The organism is Rhodovulum imhoffii (assembly GCF_003046545.1).
Lineage (GTDB): Bacteria > Pseudomonadota > Alphaproteobacteria > Rhodobacterales > Rhodobacteraceae > Rhodovulum > Rhodovulum imhoffii.
Map to the genome: position 1 here is coordinate 128893 of NZ_QAAA01000005.1, position 16808 is coordinate 145700.

Sequence of the window (16808 nt, forward strand, 5' to 3'; positions counted from 1 at the left end):
GTGGCGCATGGCTGGCATTGCGGTTTTTGCGGTGGCGCTGGGGGGATATTCCCCGGTGTGCGCCCAGGAACCGGTGTTGTCCACCCCCATCGTCACCGTCGATCAGGAGCGTCTATTCACCGACTCCGCCTATGGCGCCGCGCTTTTGAAACAGATCCATGAGGAATCCACCACGCTGGCCGCCGAGAACCGTGAGATCGAGGCAGAACTGATCGAGGAGGAGCGCGCCCTCACCGATCAGCGTGCCAGCTTGCCGCCGGAGGACTTCAGGAACCTTGCACAAGTCTTTGATGAAAAAGTCATTTCCATTCGGCAGGCGCAAGATGCAAAAACCCGTGCGCTGGCCCAGAAGCGTGAGGTTGCCCAGCAGGAGTTCTTTCAGGCCATCGTTCCGATCCTGACACAGATCGTCCGCGAACGCCGTGCGGTGGCGGTACTGGAAACCCGCGCGGTTGTGTTGTCGGCGGACCAGATCGACATCACCGACGAGGCCATCGCCCGGATCGACGCGCGCCTTGGCGAAACGTCTCAATAGGGCACGCTTGTACCGGGCGAGGCAAGTTGCTAACCCGGACTGCAACAAAACCAAAGCCGGGGGCACCCATGACCGATTGTCCGAAAGAGGCCGACATTCACCTGATCCAACGGATCATTCCACATCGTTATCCGTTTCTCCTGGTGGACAAGGTCATCGATATCGTTCCTGGCGAAAGCGCGGTGGGCCTCAAGAACGTTACCTTCAACGAACCTCATTTTCAGGGCCATTTTCCCGGCGCACCGATCATGCCCGGCGTCACCATCATCGAGGCAATGGCCCAGACGGCGGCTGTGATGGTGGGCGTATCGCTGGATATGGCCGACAAGAACATGCTGGTTTACTTCATGAACATCGACAAGGCCAAGTTCCGCCGCAAGGTCGTGCCCGGCGATGTTCTTGAACTGCACGTCCGCGCCACACGCGGGGGAAGCAAGGTCTGGAAGTTCGTGGGTGAGGCGAAGGTCGGGGCCGAAGCGGCCGCCCAGGCGGAATTTTCCGCCATGATGGATCTGCCGAAGGACTGATGATGCCGATCGACCCCACAGCGCAGGTACATCCCTCGGCAGTGGTCGATGAGGGTGCAAGCCTCGGCCCCGGATGCCGCATCGGGCCGTTTTCGGTGGTCGGTCCCAAGGTCGTCCTTGGACGGGGCGTGGTGGTGAAAAGCCACGCCGTTATCACCGGATTGACCGAAATCGGAGAGGAAACCGTCATCTTTCCCTTCGCCAATATTGGGGATATCCCCCAGGATCTGAAATTCAAGGGGGAAGAAACCCGCCTGGTCGTGGGGGCGCGCAACCGTATCCGCGAAGGCGTGACGATGAACACCGGAACCCAGGGCGGTGGCGGCATCACCCGTGTTGGCGATGACTGCCTGTTCATGACTGGCGCCCATGTCGGCCACGACGCACAGGTGGGCAACCGTGTGATCATGGCCAACAATGCCGCGCTGGCCGGGCATTGCATCATCGAGGATGATGTCATCATCGGCGGGCTGTCGGGCATTCACCAGTTCGTACGCATTGGGCGCGGCGCGATTATCGGTGCGGTGACAATGGTGGCAAATGATGTGATTCCCAATGGTCTGGTGCAGGGGCCGCGTGGCGTTCTGGACGGGCTGAACCTTGTGGGGCTGAAGCGCCGGGGCGTGGCGCGGACAGATATTTCCGCCCTGCGTGCCGCCTACCAGGAACTCGCCCAGGGCGAAGGCGCTTTCGCCGAACGTGCCCGCCGCCTGTTCGACGACTCCGACAGCGCCTATGTACGTGAAATGGCGGAATTCATCCTGGGCGAGAGCGACCGTTCCTTCCTGACCCCGAGGTGAGGCATGAAAACCGCGATCATCGCCGGACACGGGCAATTGCCGCTGATACTGGGCCGGGCCTTGACGGATCGGGGCGTGCCCTTTGTCTTTGCGCCTGTCATGGGTGCCGGGGCCGAGGTGCCCGCAGAGTGGGCGGCGGAGCCTTTCGCGGTGGAGAGGCTGGCGTTGTTTCACGACCGCCTGCACGAATTGGGAGTGACCCGCGTGGTTCTGGCCGGAGCCCTGACGCGTGTGCGGCTGGAACCGGAAAAGATCGATCCGAAAACCGCGATGCTTCTGCCGCGGGTTCTTCCTGCCTTGCAGCAGGGGGATGATGCGCTTTTGCGTACGGTCATCGCGTTGTTCGAGGAAGACGCGTTCGAGGTCACCGGGGCCGAGACGATCTGCCCGGACCTGTTGCCTGCCCCCGGCGTCACCGGGCCGCAACCGTCGCGGCAGGACAAGGCCGATGCCGCCCGTGCCGCCGATCTGGTGGCGCTGTTGGGGCAGGCGGATGTGGGGCAGGGGGCGGTGGTTGCGCAGGGGCAATGCCTTGCGCTGGAAACGTTGCCGGGCACGGACGCGATGCTGGGTTGGGTGGCCGATGTGGCCCATGCCCGCCGCCCGGATCCAAAGGGCGCGCGCGGAATCCTGTACAAGGCCTGCAAGCCGGGCCAGGACCGTCGTGTGGATCTGCCCGCCATCGGGCCAGACACGATCTCCAACGCAGCTGCCGCCGGGTTGGCCGGCGTGGTCCTCGAGGCGGGCGGCGTCATGGTTCTGGACAGCAACGATGTGGAGACTCGCCTGCGCGATACGGGCCTTTTCCTGTGGGTCAGACAGCCGTGAGACGCTTTTTTCTCATCGCCGGCGAACCCTCGGGCGATGCCCTTGGCGCCGCGCTGATGAGGGGGCTGCGCCAGCTTTGCCCGAAGGTGCGGTTCTGCGGCGTGGGCGGTCCGCTGATGCAGGCCGCGGGGCTGGAGAGTCTCTTCCCCATGGAGGAGCTTTCGGTCATGGGACTGGCAGAGGTCTTGCCCCGCTACCGCCATCTGATGCGCCGTATCCGGCAATGTGCGCAAGCGATCCTGGACGAAAGTCCCGATGCGCTTGTCACCATCGACAGTCCGGATTTCAGCCTGCGTGTCGCCCGTCGTGTCAAGGCCGCCAGCCGTATCCGCACGGTGCATTACGTCGCGCCCACGGTTTGGGCATGGCGCCCGCGCCGCGCCGTTCGCATGGCGGAGGTCATCGACCATGTTCTGGCACTGTTTCCGTTCGAGCCCCCTTACATGGAGGCCGAGGGCATGCGGTGCGACTTTGTCGGTCATCCGGTCGCCACCCGCCCACAAGCCAGTTCGCAGGATGTCGCACGGTTTCGTGCCGACCATGGGGTGGGCGACGCGCCGTTGCTTCTGGCGTTGCCCGGCTCCCGCATGGGGGAGGTCACGCGGCTGGCGCCGGTTTTCGGTGCGGCATTGCATCCGGTTCTGGCGCGCTATCCGCAGGCCCGCATCGTTGTCCCCAGCCCCGCGCCGGTGGCAGATACGGTTGCGCGGCTTGTTCGGAACTGGCCCGGCGCACCGGTGGTCCTGCGGGGCCAGGGCATGGAGAAAGGGGCAGCCTTCCGCGCGGCGGACGTGGCCTTGGCGGCGTCGGGGACGGTTTCGCTGGAACTGGCGGCGGCGGGCACGCCGATGGTCATTGCCTATGACATGAACTGGCTGACGCGTCAGATCCTCGCCCGGATACTGCGGATCGATACGGTGACGCTGGTCAATATCGTGAGCGAAACCCGTGCGGTACCGGAATTTCTGGGCGAACGGTGTCAGCCTGCGCAGATTGCCGGGGCGCTTGGGGCGCTGCTGGAGGACCCTGCCGCCCGTTCCGCACAGGCCACAGCAGCACAGATCACGATGCAGCGGCTCGGGCAGGGGGGGGAGGACCCGGGGGTACGGGCCGCGCGCGCGGTGCTGAACGGGCTTTAGCGACAGATCCAGCCGCCGCCCAGAACCCGTGTGCCGCCGGTTTCATAAAACACGCAGGCCTGTCCGGGGCTGACACCTTCTTCGGGGGTCAGCAGTTCGACCTTGGCCTCGGCGTCCGAGACCGGGCGCAGGATCGCTTCACGCGGGGGGCGGGTGGAGCGCACCTTGACCGACACCGCCCATTCGGAACGGGACGTCAGCGGCGCATCGCCGAGCCAGTTGATCTCCCGTACCGGGACGATGCGGGTTGCCAGCATCTCTTTCGGCCCGACAACCACCTTGCGGTTTTCCACATCCAGCCGAACCACGTAGAGCGGGTCCGACAGCCCGCCAATGCCAAGCCCGCGCCGCTGCCCGATGGTGTAATGAATGACCCCGTCATGCCGACCCAGAACGCGCCCGTCTGCGTGGACGATCTGCCCCGGTTCCGCCGCGCCGGGGCGCAGCTTTTCGATCACCGAGGCATAGTTGCCCTCGGGCACGAAGCAGATGTCCTGACTGTCGGGCTTGTCCGCCACGGGCAGCCCGTATTTTGCCGCCAGTGCGCGGGTGGCATCTTTGTTGGGCAGGTGCCCCAGCGGAAAACGCAGATAGGACAACTGCTCGGACGTGGTGGAAAAGAGGAAATAGCTCTGGTCGCGGGAAGGATCGGCAGCGCAGTGCAATTCCGGGCCATTTGGCCCCATCCTGCGCTGGATGTAATGGCCTGTGGCCATGCAGTCGGCCTCCAGATCCCTGGCGGTTTCCAGAAGGTCACGAAACTTTACCCGTTCGTTGCAGCGAATGCAGGGCACCGGCGTCGCGCCGGCAAGATAGCTATCTGCGAATTCTTCGATCACCGCGTCGCGAAAGGTATTCTCATAATCCAGAACATAATGGGGAAAACCCATGGCCTCAGCCACGCGGCGGGCATCGTGAATGTCCTGCCCTGCGCAGCAGGCGCCCTTTTTCGCCAAGGCCGCGCCGTGATCGTAAAGCTGAAGCGTTACGCCGACCACATCATAGCCTTCCCCGACCAGTTGGGCGGCCACGACGGAACTGTCCACCCCGCCCGACATGGCAACGACCACCCGTGTTTCGGCGGGCGGTTTCGCAAACCCAAGCGAATTCAGCGTGTGTGGGCTGTCAAGCGGCATCTCGGTCTCCTGGAAAGGTCCAAATATAGGAAAATGCCGGATACTCTCAACCCCTTGTTTCACCGGCTGTTAAAACGTGACCCCCAGTTTCTTCTGAACCAAAACGAGGGGGCAACATGTATATCAAGCGCACGGATGGGCCGCGCACCGTGACCTTGCCGGATGGAAGCCATCTGAGTCTGGGCGATCTGCCCGCCGCCGATACGACCCGGTGGGTGGCGCGGCGCAAGGCCGTGGTCGCGAACGCGGTGCAGCACGGGCTGATCGCGGCACAAGAGGCGCGGTCTCTTTATAACCTGTCGGAAGAGGAACTGGAGGGTTGGATCCGGGCCCTGAACGTCGAGGGGCTGAAAGGACTTAAAGTCACGAAAAGAAATACGAAGTAGAGGATGGACAACCAAAGAGAGATTAAAATAAATATTTTATGACGATAACGTGTGGTTAACCAAATTTCGACAGGGTGCGTCAGGAAAACAGAAACTTCGTGGAACGGAGAAGCAGAATGCGAGTCTTGCTGGTCGAGGACGACCCGACAACGGCAAAAAGTATCGAAATGATGCTGACCCACGCCAATCTCAACGTCTATGTCACGGATCTTGGGGAAGAAGGCATCGACCTTGCCAAGTTGTATGATTACGACCTGATTCTGCTGGACCTGAACCTGCCGGATATGACCGGGCATGAGGTCCTGCGGCAACTGCGCCTTGCCAAGGTCGATACGCCGATCCTGATCGTTTCGGGAGCAGACGACACGGACAACAAGATCAAGGGCTTCGGTTTCGGTGCCGATGATTATCTGACGAAGCCTTTCCATCGTGATGAACTTGTCGCACGCATCCATGCGATCATCCGCCGGTCCAAGGGGCATTCGCAGTCAGTGATTCAGACCGGGCGCGTGGCGGTGAACCTTGACGCCAAGACCGCCGAGGTGGACGGACAGGTCGTGCATCTGACCGGCAAGGAGTATCAGATGCTCGAACTTCTCAGCCTGAGAAAAGGGACGACGCTGACCAAGGAAATGTTCCTTAATCATCTGTACGGCGGCATGGATGAGCCGGAGCTGAAAATCATCGACGTCTTCATTTGCAAGCTGCGCAAGAAACTCAGCCAGGCGACGGGCGGTGAAAACTACATCGAAACCGTTTGGGGGCGCGGCTACGTCCTGCGCGATCCGGAGCCGGCGTCGAACACCGACATCGCCCTGCACGCCTGACCCGGCTGGACGTCTTCCGGGCATCGCCGTATCACCAGAGAACGTGATACCCGGGAGACAACCATGCATGCCGACACCCCCGTCGAAGCCCTGACAGAGGCCCAGGCGAAAGACGAGCTTGCCCGCCTTGCCGCAGAGATCGCGCGGGCGGATGCCGCCTATCACGGGGCCGATGCGCCGGAGATTCCGGATGCGGTCTACGATGCGCTCAAGCGGCGCAACACGCAGATCGAGGTCCGGTTTCCGACGCTCAAGCGGGCGGACAGCCCGTCGGAACGTGTTGGGGCGGCCCCTGCCGACGGGTTTTCAAAGGTCCGCCACGAACAGCGGATGCTCTCCCTGGGAAACGCCTTTAGTGCCGAGGATGTACAGGAGTTCGACGACCGTATCCGCCGGTATCTTGGGTTGGGGGCGGATGCCCCGCTGCCCTTCACCGCGGAGCCGAAGATCGATGGCCTCTCTCTCAGCCTGCGCTACGAAAGCGGGTGCCTGGTGCAGGCCGCCACGCGGGGGGACGGGGAAACCGGAGAAAACGTCACGGCCAATGCCCGAACGATTACCGATATTCCGCATACCCTGACCGGCGCGCCTGAGGTCCTGGAAGTTCGCGGAGAGGTTTACATGCCTCATGCGGATTTTGCGGCGCTGAACGCGCGTCAGGTGGAAGCCGGGGGCAAGACCTTCGCCAATCCGCGAAACGCGGCGGCAGGGTCGCTGCGCCAACTGGACGCCACCATCACCGCAACCCGGCCGCTGAAGTTTTTTGCCTATGGGTGGGGCATGGTGTCAGAGCCGCTGGCAGACACCCAGAAAGGCGCGCTTGAACGGCTGGCCGTGCTCGGGTTTTCCACCAACCCGCTGACGCGGCTTTGCGACGGGCCGCAGGCGCTTCTGGACCACTACACCGTCATCGAGGCACAGCGCGCCACGCTGGGCTATGATATCGACGGGGTGGTTTACAAGGTGAATGATCTCGCCCTGCAGGGGCGCCTCGGGTTTCGTTCCACGACGCCACGCTGGGCGATTGCGCACAAGTTTCCCGCCGAACTGGCCTGGACCCGGCTGGAAAAGATCGAGATCCAGGTCGGACGGACCGGCGCGCTCAGCCCCGTGGCAAGGCTGCATCCGGTGACCGTGGGCGGGGTGGTGGTGTCGAACGCGACCCTGCACAATGAAGATTACATTGCCGGGCGCAATGCCAGCGGGGCGGAAATCCGCAGCGGCAAGGATATCCGGGAGGGGGACTGGGTGCAGATCTACCGGGCTGGCGACGTCATCCCCAAAGTGGCGGATGTGGATCTGTCCAGGCGTCCCGCAGGCGCGCGCCCCTTTGTTTTTTCCCATGCCTGCCCTGAATGCGGCTCCGACGCAATCCGGGAGGAGGGGGACGCCGTCCGCCGCTGCACGGGGGGAATGATTTGCCCCGCACAGGCCGTGGAGCGGCTGAAGCATTTCGTCGGGCGCAGCGCCTTCGATATCGAGGGACTCGGCGCCCGGCAGGTGGAGCAATTCTACAATGACGGCTGGATCACGGAACCCGCCGATATTTTCACGCTGGAGGACCGTTTCGGCCACGGCGGCATGAAACAGTTGAAAAACCGCGAAGGCTGGGGCGAGAAATCCGCCGCCAACCTGTTTGCAGCAATCCGCGATGCGCGCCAGATTCCCCTGGCGCGGCTGATTTATGCATTGGGAATCCGCCATGTGGGTGAGAGCGCGGCGAACCTGTTGGCCCGAAATTACCTGACATGGCGGACCTTCGAAACCGCGATGACCAACGCCACCGTGGGCGAAGGGGCGCAGTGGGATCACCTACTCTCCATCGACGGGGTGGGGCAGGTGATGGCGGCCTCACTGATCACCGCGTTCCACCAGGAGGCTGAGCGCGCCTCGATCGACCGCTTGGTGCGTCACCTCACGGTGCAGGATGCGACCCCGCGCGGACAGGTGGATGGCCCCGTCGCAGGCAAGACGGTCGTCTTTACCGGAACGCTTGAAAGGATGACTCGCGCGGAAGCCAAGGCCCGTGCCGAGGCGCTTGGCGCGAAAGTTGCCGGGTCCGTTTCGAAAAAGACCGATATTCTCGTGGCCGGGCCGGGGGCCGGTTCCAAGGCGAAGAAGGCCGCGGAGCTGGGCATCGAAATACTGGACGAAGACGGCTGGCTGGCGCTGATCGGGGCATGAGCGGGCGGCCGGATATCCTGTTTCCGCTTTTCGCGGAGCTGGAGGGGTTGGACGGTGTCGGCCCCAGGACGGCAAAGCTTTTTGCCCAGATCGGGGTGGAAAAGCCGCGTGACCTGCTGTTCACCTTACCCCATTCGGGTGTGGACCGGAGTCGGCGCGTCTCCGTACGGGGCGTTGCGCCGGGGGAGGTTGTGACCGTGGAGGTTGCCGTAGGCCCCCACAGCCTCCCGCGCGGCAAGGGCCGCCCCTACCGCGTTCAGGTCCGGGATGCCGAGGCAGAGTTCGAACTGGTGTTTTTTCGCGGCAAACCCGATTATCTGCGTCGTCTGCTGCCAACCGGGGCACGGCGCATTGTGTCTGGCCGGCTTGAGATATTCGATGGCCAGCCCCAAATTCCCCACCCGGACCACGTTCTGTCGCCTGAAGATGCTGCCGGCCTTCCCGCTTTTGAACCTGTGTATGCCCTGACGGCCGGTCTGACGCAAAAGACCGTGCAGCGCGCGATGCGGGGGGCGCTGACGCGTGTGCCTGAGTTGTCGGAATGGATCGACCCGGCGCTGAAAACCCGCGAGGGATGGCCGGACTGGAACGTGGCCATCCGGCTTGCCCATGGCCCGGCCCGCGCGCAGGATCTGGCCGCAACGGCCCCGGCCCGCCAACGACTGGCCTATGACGAATTCCTGGCCCATCAACTGACCCTTGCGCTGGCCCGGCAGGACATGCGTCGGAGCAAAGGCCAGCCGACGCGCGGCGGGGGACACCTGCGCCGGACGGTTCTGGCGGCGCTGCCCTATGCCCCCACCGGCGCGCAAATCCGCGCAATAGAAGAGATCACCACAGATATGGCGGCGGATCTTCGCATGAACCGGCTGCTGCAAGGAGACGTGGGGGCGGGGAAAACGCTGGTGGCGTTCATGGCGCTGCTGGCGGCGGTAGAAGCCGGCGGGCAGGGTGTCATGATGGCGCCGACGGAAATTCTGGCGCGCCAGCATCTCGACAATTTGCGTCCCCTGGCCGAAAGCGCGGGCGTCACGCTGGATCTTCTGACCGGACGCGACCGGACAGCGGAACGCCGGGCGAAGCTTTTGGCGCTGGCTGCGGGGGAAATCCAGGTACTGGTCGGAACCCATGCGGTGTTCCAGAAGGATGTCGTTTTCCACGATCTGCGTCTTGCCATTGTCGACGAACAGCATCGCTTTGGGGTTACCCAGCGGATGGAGCTGTCCCGAAAGGGGCGGGGCGTGCATGTTCTGGTGATGACGGCCACGCCGATCCCGCGCAGCCTTGCGCTGGCGCAGTATGGAGACATGGACATATCGGTGCTGGATGAAAAGCCGCCGGGCCGCAAGCCGGTCAAGACCGCGCTGGTTTCCGCCGGGCGGATCGAAGAGGTCGTCAGCCGCCTGCGCCAGGTGATCGCCGAGGGGCGGCAGGCCTATTGGGTCTGTCCTCTGGTCGGGGAATCCGAAATGGTGGACATGACCGCCGCCGAGCAACGCTTCGAGAATCTGCGCGCCGCCTTTGGGGCGGAACGGGTCGGCCTTGTACATGGTCAGATGCCCCCCGCCGAGCGGGATGCCGCCATGGCCCGTTTCATAGCGGGGGAAAGTGCGGTTCTGGTGGCAACCACGGTGATCGAGGTGGGGGTAGATGTGCCCAATGCCTCGATCATGGTGGTGGAACGGGCAGAGAATTTCGGCCTGGCACAATTGCACCAGTTGCGGGGTCGCGTGGGGCGGGGGGCGGCGGCATCCACATGCCTGCTGATGTATCAGCCGCCGCTTGGCGAAACGGCACGACGCCGTCTGGAAATCCTGCGGGAGACGGAGGACGGCTTTCGCATCGCTCAAGAAGATCTCACCCTGCGGGGGGCGGGCGACCTGATCGGCACTGCACAATCCGGTCTGCCCCGGTTTTATATCGCCGATATCGAGCGGCAGGCGGGGCTTCTGGCCACCGCCCAAAGCGACGCACGCGCCCTATTGTCGGCTGATCCGGAGCTGTCCGGCCCAAGGGGGCAAGCGGCGCGCGTGTTGCTGTGGCTGATGGAACGGGACAAGGCCATCCGGCTGATCTCGGTCGGATAATTGGCGGTTTCCCTGCGGCATCGATGCGCCGGGGTGCCGGATCGGACAGGCCACCGCCCTGGTTTCCGGAACTCCTGCGGAGCAGCTTAATCAACGGGGTTTGCCCTTATGTTCCATTAATGTTCTTTACATTCCTTCCGAATCATGAGAACAAAAGAGAAACAAGAGGCCATAAGGAGAACGCGCCATGTTGACCGACCTCAAGGATGTACTGACGCGCTGCCACGCCACGCTGTTGCAAGACGCGTTGGGGGCGGCTTCTCTGGGTGTCATGCTTTATGTCGGGCTACACCTGCCGGTCCTTGTCTGACTGCCTGCGTTCCGACGGCTGCCCTGTCCCCTGCCTGTTGCCTCGGATCGCGCCTGCCGCCGCTTTCCCCAAAGCGGCGGCTTTTTCATGCGCAGGCGATGGATTCGGCGGCATCGAAGGCCGCCAGAGTCGCCTCAAGGCAGAGCAGGATGGAGGCGTGACGGTTCCTGTAGCTCCGTGCGGGAATCAGTACCTCAAGCCCGTCGAAGGGGGCGGACGGGGCGGGACCGTCTTCGTTCAACATTGCCAAAAGCTGGTCCCGGGCGGTTTGCAACTCATCCCGGCTGCGCCCGATCACATTTGCCCCGACGACCGAGGCAGCCGCCTGCCCAAGGGCGCAGGCCTTTACGTCCTGCCCGAAGGCACTGACGCGCCCCTCTGTCACATTCACATCCACCGAAACGGTCGATCCGCAGAGCGGCGCGCGCTTGCGGGCAGCTCCCATCGGGGCCTCCAGCCGGTCCAGATACGGAATATCCGCTGCGAGAGCCAGTATCCGCTGGGAATACAGTTTGATCAGATCGGAGTCGTCGGACATGGCTTTCCCTCGTGGCATATCCCCTATACCTACCTCCTTGAAACAGGTTTTCAAAGGAGAAGCCGCGATGGCTTTCGATCCCGATACCCTGCGTTTCAACGCCGACGGGCTGATACCGGCAATTGCCCAGGCAGAGGATGGGCAGGTTCTGATGATGGCGTGGATGAACCGTGAGGCCGTACTGCGCACGCTGAAGACCGGCAGGGTCACTTATTGGTCGCGTTCCCGGCAGGCGTTCTGGGTCAAGGGCGAAACCAGCGGCCATCTGCAAAGGTTGGTCGAAATGCGGGTGGATTGCGATCGCGACTGCCTGTTGATGATTGTCGACCAGACCGGCCCGGCTTGCCACACCAACCGGCGCAGTTGTTTCTACACCGCCCTGCGCAGGGGGGAGGAAGTCGAACTCATGACGCCGGACCGTTAAAGCCCAACCATACGGCGGATATCGCCGGGGGTGGCGCCCTCCGCCCGGTAGCGGGCAATGGCGCGGGCGTCATCGCGTTTGGCAAGGCGTCTTCCGGCGGCATCGGTGATCAGTCGGTGGTGGTGATAGCGCGGCGTGGGCAGGTCCAGAAGCGTCTGGAGCAGAACGTGAATCTGTGTCGCCTCGAACAGGTCTTGCCCGCGCACGACCTCGTCGATCCGCTGGCAGGCATCGTCCACCACCACGGCCATGTGGTAGGAAATGCCGATATCGCGCCGGGCGAGCACCACATCCCCGACATGGCAGAGCAACTGCGCGGGAGGAACGGTATGAACACCGGCATAAAGGCCGGTTTCGACAAACCGCAGCGGGGGGTCTTCCAGACAGTCCAGAGCCCGCGCCATGTTCAGGCGGATGGCGTCCGTCCTGGCGGCTTCCGCCATCGGACGGTTGCGGCAGGTGCCGGGGTAGACCAGCCCGTCCGGCCCGTGAACCGGCGTACCTTGCGGGGCGGAAAGGGCCTCTCGAATATCGCCGCGGGTGCAGCGGCAGGGATAAGTGAGGCCCATGCCCGCAAGCCGTGCCAGTGCCGCGTCATAGGCAGAACGGCGGTCGGATTGGCGCAGGGGCGTCTCCGGCCAGCGCAGACCCAGCCAGCGCAGATCTTCATGAATCGCGGCCTCGAATTCAGGCTTGCAGCGCGGGGTATCGATGTCTTCGATGCGGAGCAGAAAAACATCTGCCCGCGCCGCTGCCGTCAGGGCCGAAAACGCATGCCCAAGATGCAAAAGCCCCGTAGGCGAGGGGGCAAAGCGGGTGCGAATTACGCCGCCAGCCATTCCAGCCAGGCAGCTTTGGCACGGTCGGTATACGCCTTGTAGCGATCGCGACGTCCGCGCCGCCCACCGCGCAGCCCTTCGACCGGGGGGAACAGACCGAAATTGACGTTCATCGGTTGAAACGACTTCGCGTCTGCTCCGCCCGTGATGTGATGGAGAAGTGCGCCGGTGGCCGTGACGTGGGGGATTGGAGGCAGGGTGCGGCCCTGCATTTCCGCGACCGCCAACCGCCCGGCCAAAAGCCCCATTGCGGCACTTTCAACGTAGCCTTCAACGCCGGTAATCTGCCCTGCAAACCGGAGGTTTGGCCGCGACTTCAACCGAAGCCGGTCATCGAGCAGCGTGGGGGCGTTCAGGAACGTATTGCGGTGAATGCCGCCAAGGCGCGCGAAACGCGCATTCTCAAGCCCTGGAATCATTTTGAAAACAGCCGCCTGAGCTCCATATTTCATCTTGGTCTGAAAGCCCACGATGTTGAATAATGTGCCAAGGGCATTGTCCCGGCGCAGTTGCACAACGGCATGGGGCTTGACCTGTGGCTGGTGCGGATTGGTCAGGCCGACGGGCTTCATCGGGCCGTGGCGCAGGGTTTCGCGCCCCCGCTCGGCCATGACTTCGATCGGAAGGCAGCCATTGAAATACCCGGCGGTTTCGCCTGCGTGAAATTCGGTCTTGTCAGCGGCCAGAAGCGCGTCGATGAAGGCTTCGTACTGGTCGCGGTCCATCGGGCAGTTGAGATAAGCGGTACGCTCTTGCGGTGTTTCACCCTTGTCATAGCGGGACTGGAACCACGCCTTTTCCATGTCGATGCTGTCGGCGTAGACGATGGGCGCGATGGCGTCGAAGAAGGCCAGTGCCTCGGCCCCGGTTTCCGCACGCAAGGCCTCCCCCAGCGGGGCGGATGTCAGTGGGCCAGTGGCGATGATCCAGCTTCCATCTCCGGGAAGATTTTTGAGTTCAGTTGTTTGAAGGGTTATATTCGGGTGATGAATTAACTTCTCCGTCACCGCGGCAGAGAATGCCTCCCGGTCCACGGCCAGCGCGCCGCCCGCGGGCAGGCGATGGGCATCGGCCATGCTCATGATCAGCCCACCGGCCTGCCGCATCTCCCAATGGAGAAGGCCGACGGCGTTCTGCTCATCGTCGTCGGAGCGGAAAGAGTTGGAGCAGACCATCTCCGCGAGCTTGCCCGTCTGGTGGGCAAAAGTGCCTGTGGCGGGGCGCATCTCATGCAGAACGACCTTTGCCCCGGCCCGCGCGGCCTGCCAGGCGGCCTCCGACCCGGCAAGCCCGCCGCCAACGATATTCAGCGTTTGCGTCACTGCCTTGCCCTCCGGGGTCAGCCGTCCTGCTCATCCTCGTTATCCGCAATCCACGCGACGGAGACGACCTCCTCCCCCTCGGCGGTATTGAAGACACGCACGCCCCCCGCGCTGCGTGAGCGGAAAGAGATATCTTCTACCGGGCAGCGGATGGACTGGCCGGTAGACGTCACCAACATGATCTGATCTTCCATCGCGACCGGGAAACACGCAACCAGCGGGCCGCTGCGCAGGGCCTTGTCCATCGCCTGGACACCCTGGCCGCCGCGCCCCCGGACAGGGTAATCATGGCTGGAAGACAACTTGCCCGCGCCGCCCGTGGTAATGGTCAGCATCAAGTCTTCGCAGGCGGACATCTCGGCATATCGTTCGGGCGAGAGCTGGCCGGGCTCCACCTCGGTCTCGTCGTCTTCGGCGGTATCTTCGGTCGCGCCCGCGACGAGGCGGCGTTGCTTGAGGTAAGCGGCGCGTTCTTCTGGTGTGGCCTCAAAATGGCGGATCACCGCCATCGAGACGACATGATCCCTCTCCGCCAGCCTGATTCCCCGTACGCCGGTGGATTTACGCCCCTTGAAGACCCGCACAACGGTCGAAGGAAAGCGGATCGCCCGGCCAAGGGCCGTGACCAGCACGACATCGTCGTCTTCGGTACAGATGCGCGCGTTGACCAGGCTTACACCGTCGGGCAGGTCCATCGCGATCTTTCCGTTGCGCTTGACATTGGTGAAATCCGACAGCGCGTTGCGGCGCACGTCGCCCGCGGTGGTGGAAAAGACGATTTGAAGGTCGTCCCATTCGTCTTCGGGCCGGTCGACCGGCATGATCGCCGCCACGGACACGCCGGAGGGGATGGGAAGGATGTTGACGATTGCCTTGCCCTTCGCAGTGCGCCCACCCTGGGGCAGGCGCCAGCACTTCAGCTTGTAGACCATGCCGTCGGTGGTGAAGAACAAAAGCTGGGTATGCGTGTTCGCCACGAAGAGGGTGGTGACGACGTCCTCCTCCTTGGTCTGCATTCCCGAAAGTCCCTTGCCGCCCCTGCGTTGCGCGCGGAAATCGACCAGCGGGGTGCGCTTGATATAGCCCGACTGGGTAACCGTCACGACCATGTCCTCCCGCTCGATCAGGTCCTCGTCCTCCATGTCGCCGGACCAGTCGGCAATCTCGGTGCGCCGGGGGACTGCGAACTGCTCTTTCACATCGCGCAATTCGTCGGAGATGATCGACATGATCCGCTCCCGCGAGCGCAGGATGTCGAGGTAATCGCGGATCTTTCCGGCAAGCTCCCGCAACTCGTCGGTGACCTCTTTTACCCCCATCGCGGTGAGACGTTGCAAGCGCAGATCAAGGATCGCGCGGGCCTGCAGTTCGGAAAGATTGTAGGTGCCGTCCCCGTTCATCGTGTGGGTCGGATCGTCGATCAGGCGGATGTATTCCGCGATGCTTTCGGCCGGCCAGCGGCGTGACATCAGCCGCTCCCGCGCTTCTGCCGGGTCGGCGGAGGCGCGGATCGTGGCGACCACCTCATCGACATTCGACACCGCGACCGCGAGTCCGCACAGGATATGGCTGCGCTCCCGCGCCTTGCGCAAATCGTAGGCGGTGCGCCGGGCAACGACTTCCTCACGGAAGCTTATGAAGTAGCTTAGAAAATCATGCAGGGTCAATTGCTCTGGCCGGCCGCCGTTCAGGGCCAGCATGTTGCACCCGAAGGACGTCTGCATCGGTGTGAAACGAAAAAGCTGGTTCAGAACCACGTCGGGGGTGGCATCGCGCTTGAGCTCGATCACCACGCGCACGCCGACCCGGTCGGATTCGTCCTGGACATGGGCAATGCCCTCGATCCGTTTGTCGCGGGCGGCCTCGGCGATCCTTTCGATCATCGTGGATTTGTTCACCTGGTAGGGGATCTCATCGACGACGATGGCAAAGCGATCCTTGCGAATCTCCTCGATCCGCGTTTTGGCGCGAAGGATCACGCTGCCGCGCCCTTCCAGGTAGGCTTTGCGCGCGCCGGACCGGCCAAGGATCAGGCCGCCTGTGGGAAAATCGGGGGCGGGGACATACGCCATCAACTGCTCGGTCGAGAGGTCCGGATCCTCGATCAGGGCCAGCGTGGCATCCACCACTTCGCCAAGATTATGGGGCGGAATATTGGTGGCCATGCCAACGGCGATACCGCCTGCACCGTTGACCAGCATGTTTGGAAAGCGCGCCGGAAGGACAGTCGGTTCGCGGTCCTTGCCATCGTAGTTGTCCTGGAAATCGACGGTCTCTTTCTCGATATCCGCCAGCAAGGCCTGGGCGGATTTGTCCATCCGCACCTCGGTGTATCGCATGGCGGCGGGGTTGTCCCCATCCATGGAGCCGAAGTTGCCCTGGCCGTCCAGAAGCGGCAGCGACATGGAAAAGCCCTGCGCCATCCGCACCAGCGCGTCGTAGATCGCACTGTCGCCATGGGGGTGATATTTCCCCATCACGTCACCGACGGGGCGGGCGGACTTGCGATAAGGTTTTTCATGGGTGTTGCCGGTTTCGTGCATCGCGTAAAGGATGCGCCTGTGAACGGGCTTGAGACCGTCCCGCAGGTCCGGAATCGCGCGGGAGACGATCACGCTCATCGCGTAATCGAGATAGGAGGTTTTCATCTCCTCCTCGATCGCGACAGAGGGGCCATCGTAGGTGGGGCGCTTTGAGCCGGTTTCTTCTTCGTTTTCAGGTGTTTCCGGGGTGTCGGTCAACTTTTTTCCTGCCCTTTTGCCCGTGATCAAGATATTGTTGGCGGCACTATATCGCAGGGCGCATATAGGGTGCAACATACCCCCCGCACCAGGATTTGGCAGCAGGGAAGGAAGAGTGATAACAGATTGTTTTTATTGAAAACTCCTTTGTTTCAGGCATCATTTCCCATGCGGCAGGAGGATAA

16 protein-coding genes are annotated in these 16808 nt (G+C 63.0%); 11 read left to right on the forward strand and 5 right to left on the reverse strand.

Annotated features, from left to right (window positions below):
- Nucleotides 1-7 precede the first annotated feature (7 nt).
- The 5 genes from C8N32_RS05995 to lpxB all read left to right on the forward strand — a co-directional run bounded on the left by C8N32_RS05995 (nucleotide 8) and on the right by lpxB (nucleotide 3829).
- Nucleotides 8-535 carry an OmpH/Skp family outer membrane protein gene (locus C8N32_RS05995; protein WP_170106743.1) on the forward strand — a complete coding sequence of 176 codons (528 nt, stop codon included), beginning with the start codon at nucleotides 8-10 and terminating at the stop codon, nucleotides 533-535.
- Nucleotides 536-603: 68 nt separating this feature from the next.
- Nucleotides 604-1062 carry a 3-hydroxyacyl-ACP dehydratase FabZ gene (gene fabZ, locus C8N32_RS06000; RefSeq protein WP_107891571.1) on the forward strand — a complete coding sequence of 153 codons (459 nt, stop codon included), beginning with the start codon at nucleotides 604-606 and terminating at the stop codon, nucleotides 1060-1062.
- 2 nt (nucleotides 1063-1064) lie between these two features.
- Complete coding sequence (lpxA, locus tag C8N32_RS06005) at nucleotides 1065-1862, forward strand: acyl-ACP--UDP-N-acetylglucosamine O-acyltransferase (RefSeq protein WP_107891645.1); 798 nt, start codon at nucleotides 1065-1067, stop codon at nucleotides 1860-1862.
- A 3-nt stretch (nucleotides 1863-1865) separates the two neighbouring features.
- A complete protein-coding gene (locus tag C8N32_RS15285) occupies nucleotides 1866-2690 on the forward strand; it encodes an LpxI family protein (RefSeq protein WP_242509547.1) in 825 nt (274 codons plus the stop codon).
- A gap of 56 nt (nucleotides 2691-2746) precedes the next feature.
- Complete coding sequence (lpxB, locus tag C8N32_RS06010) at nucleotides 2747-3829, forward strand: lipid-A-disaccharide synthase (RefSeq protein ID WP_242509553.1); 1083 nt, start codon at nucleotides 2747-2749, stop codon at nucleotides 3827-3829.
- Here the strand turns inward: lpxB and mnmA are convergent.
- Nucleotides 3826-4965, reverse strand: a complete 1140-nt coding sequence (gene mnmA, locus C8N32_RS06015; RefSeq protein ID WP_107891573.1) for a tRNA 2-thiouridine(34) synthase MnmA — start codon at nucleotides 4963-4965, stop codon at nucleotides 3826-3828. The two genes, lpxB and mnmA, sit on opposite strands and share 4 nt — an antisense overlap.
- 116 nt (nucleotides 4966-5081) lie before the next feature.
- On the opposite strand from mnmA, the gene sciP reads away from it, so the two are divergent.
- The 5 genes from sciP (at nucleotide 5082) to C8N32_RS15470 (ending at nucleotide 10759) form a co-directional block, all read left to right on the forward strand.
- Complete coding sequence (gene sciP, locus C8N32_RS06020; RefSeq protein ID WP_107891574.1) at nucleotides 5082-5351, forward strand: CtrA inhibitor SciP; 270 nt, start codon at nucleotides 5082-5084, stop codon at nucleotides 5349-5351.
- Between the two features lie 116 nt (nucleotides 5352-5467).
- Nucleotides 5468-6178: a response regulator transcription factor CtrA gene (ctrA, locus tag C8N32_RS06025; RefSeq protein ID WP_107891575.1), complete on the forward strand. Its 711-nt coding sequence runs from the start codon at nucleotides 5468-5470 to the stop codon at nucleotides 6176-6178.
- 63 nt (nucleotides 6179-6241) lie between these two features.
- The gene (gene ligA / locus C8N32_RS06030) at nucleotides 6242-8362 is read left to right on the forward strand and encodes an NAD-dependent DNA ligase LigA (protein WP_107891576.1); all 2121 of its coding nucleotides are present in this window, start codon (nucleotides 6242-6244) and stop codon (nucleotides 8360-8362) included.
- Nucleotides 8359-10449: an ATP-dependent DNA helicase RecG gene (gene recG / locus C8N32_RS06035; RefSeq protein WP_107891577.1), complete on the forward strand. Its 2091-nt coding sequence runs from the start codon at nucleotides 8359-8361 to the stop codon at nucleotides 10447-10449. The genes ligA and recG overlap by 4 nt, the downstream gene beginning before the upstream one ends.
- Nucleotides 10450-10636: 187 nt before the next feature.
- The gene (locus C8N32_RS15470; RefSeq protein WP_274610743.1) at nucleotides 10637-10759 is read left to right on the forward strand and encodes a hypothetical protein; all 123 of its coding nucleotides are present in this window, start codon (nucleotides 10637-10639) and stop codon (nucleotides 10757-10759) included.
- 85 nt (nucleotides 10760-10844) lie between these two features.
- On the opposite strand, the gene C8N32_RS06040 is transcribed toward C8N32_RS15470, so the two are convergent.
- A complete protein-coding gene (locus C8N32_RS06040; RefSeq protein ID WP_107891578.1) occupies nucleotides 10845-11297 on the reverse strand; it encodes an iron-sulfur cluster assembly scaffold protein in 453 nt (150 codons plus the stop codon).
- A 67-nt stretch (nucleotides 11298-11364) separates the two neighbouring features.
- On the opposite strand from C8N32_RS06040, the gene hisI reads away from it, so the two are divergent.
- A complete protein-coding gene (gene hisI, locus C8N32_RS06045; RefSeq protein ID WP_201132391.1) occupies nucleotides 11365-11721 on the forward strand; it encodes a phosphoribosyl-AMP cyclohydrolase in 357 nt (118 codons plus the stop codon).
- Here the strand turns inward: hisI and gluQRS are convergent.
- The 3 genes from gluQRS to gyrA are packed head-to-tail and all read right to left on the reverse strand — an operon-like array spanning nucleotide 11718 to nucleotide 16623.
- Nucleotides 11718-12560 carry a tRNA glutamyl-Q(34) synthetase GluQRS gene (gluQRS, locus tag C8N32_RS06050; protein ID WP_107891580.1) on the reverse strand — a complete coding sequence of 281 codons (843 nt, stop codon included), beginning with the start codon at nucleotides 12558-12560 and terminating at the stop codon, nucleotides 11718-11720. The genes hisI and gluQRS overlap by 4 nt on opposite strands.
- Nucleotides 12545-13882 (reverse strand): methylenetetrahydrofolate--tRNA-(uracil(54)-C(5))-methyltransferase (FADH(2)-oxidizing) TrmFO, encoded by a 1338-nt coding sequence (gene trmFO / locus C8N32_RS06055; protein ID WP_107891581.1) that lies wholly within the window; start codon nucleotides 13880-13882, stop codon nucleotides 12545-12547. Before trmFO ends, gluQRS begins: the two co-directional genes overlap by 16 nt.
- A 17-nt stretch (nucleotides 13883-13899) precedes the next feature.
- Nucleotides 13900-16623, reverse strand: coding sequence for a DNA gyrase subunit A (gyrA, locus tag C8N32_RS06060; protein WP_107891582.1), 2724 nt, complete (start codon nucleotides 16621-16623; stop codon nucleotides 13900-13902).
- Nucleotides 16624-16808 lie beyond the last annotated feature (185 nt).

Bases quoted from the DNA above. Each gene is read 5' to 3' on its own strand.
- C8N32_RS05995 (WP_170106743.1), top strand. From the start codon at position 8: ATGGCTGGCATTGCGGTTTTTGCGGTGGCGCTGGGGGGATATTCCCCG.
- fabZ (WP_107891571.1), top strand. From the start codon at position 604: ATGACCGATTGTCCGAAAGAGGCCGACATTCACCTGATCCAACGGATC.
- lpxA (WP_107891645.1), top strand. From the start codon at position 1,065: ATGCCGATCGACCCCACAGCGCAGGTACATCCCTCGGCAGTGGTCGAT.
- C8N32_RS15285 (WP_242509547.1), top strand. From the start codon at position 1,866: ATGAAAACCGCGATCATCGCCGGACACGGGCAATTGCCGCTGATACTG.
- lpxB (WP_242509553.1), top strand. From the start codon at position 2,747: ATGAGGGGGCTGCGCCAGCTTTGCCCGAAGGTGCGGTTCTGCGGCGTG.
- mnmA (WP_107891573.1), bottom strand. From the start codon at position 4,965: ATGCCGCTTGACAGCCCACACACGCTGAATTCGCTTGGGTTTGCGAAA.
- sciP (WP_107891574.1), top strand. From the start codon at position 5,082: ATGTATATCAAGCGCACGGATGGGCCGCGCACCGTGACCTTGCCGGAT.
- ctrA (WP_107891575.1), top strand. From the start codon at position 5,468: ATGCGAGTCTTGCTGGTCGAGGACGACCCGACAACGGCAAAAAGTATC.
- ligA (WP_107891576.1), top strand. From the start codon at position 6,242: ATGCATGCCGACACCCCCGTCGAAGCCCTGACAGAGGCCCAGGCGAAA.
- recG (WP_107891577.1), top strand. From the start codon at position 8,359: ATGAGCGGGCGGCCGGATATCCTGTTTCCGCTTTTCGCGGAGCTGGAG.
- C8N32_RS15470 (WP_274610743.1), top strand. From the start codon at position 10,637: ATGTTGACCGACCTCAAGGATGTACTGACGCGCTGCCACGCCACGCTG.
- C8N32_RS06040 (WP_107891578.1), bottom strand. From the start codon at position 11,297: ATGTCCGACGACTCCGATCTGATCAAACTGTATTCCCAGCGGATACTG.
- hisI (WP_201132391.1), top strand. From the start codon at position 11,365: ATGGCTTTCGATCCCGATACCCTGCGTTTCAACGCCGACGGGCTGATA.
- gluQRS (WP_107891580.1), bottom strand. From the start codon at position 12,560: ATGGCTGGCGGCGTAATTCGCACCCGCTTTGCCCCCTCGCCTACGGGG.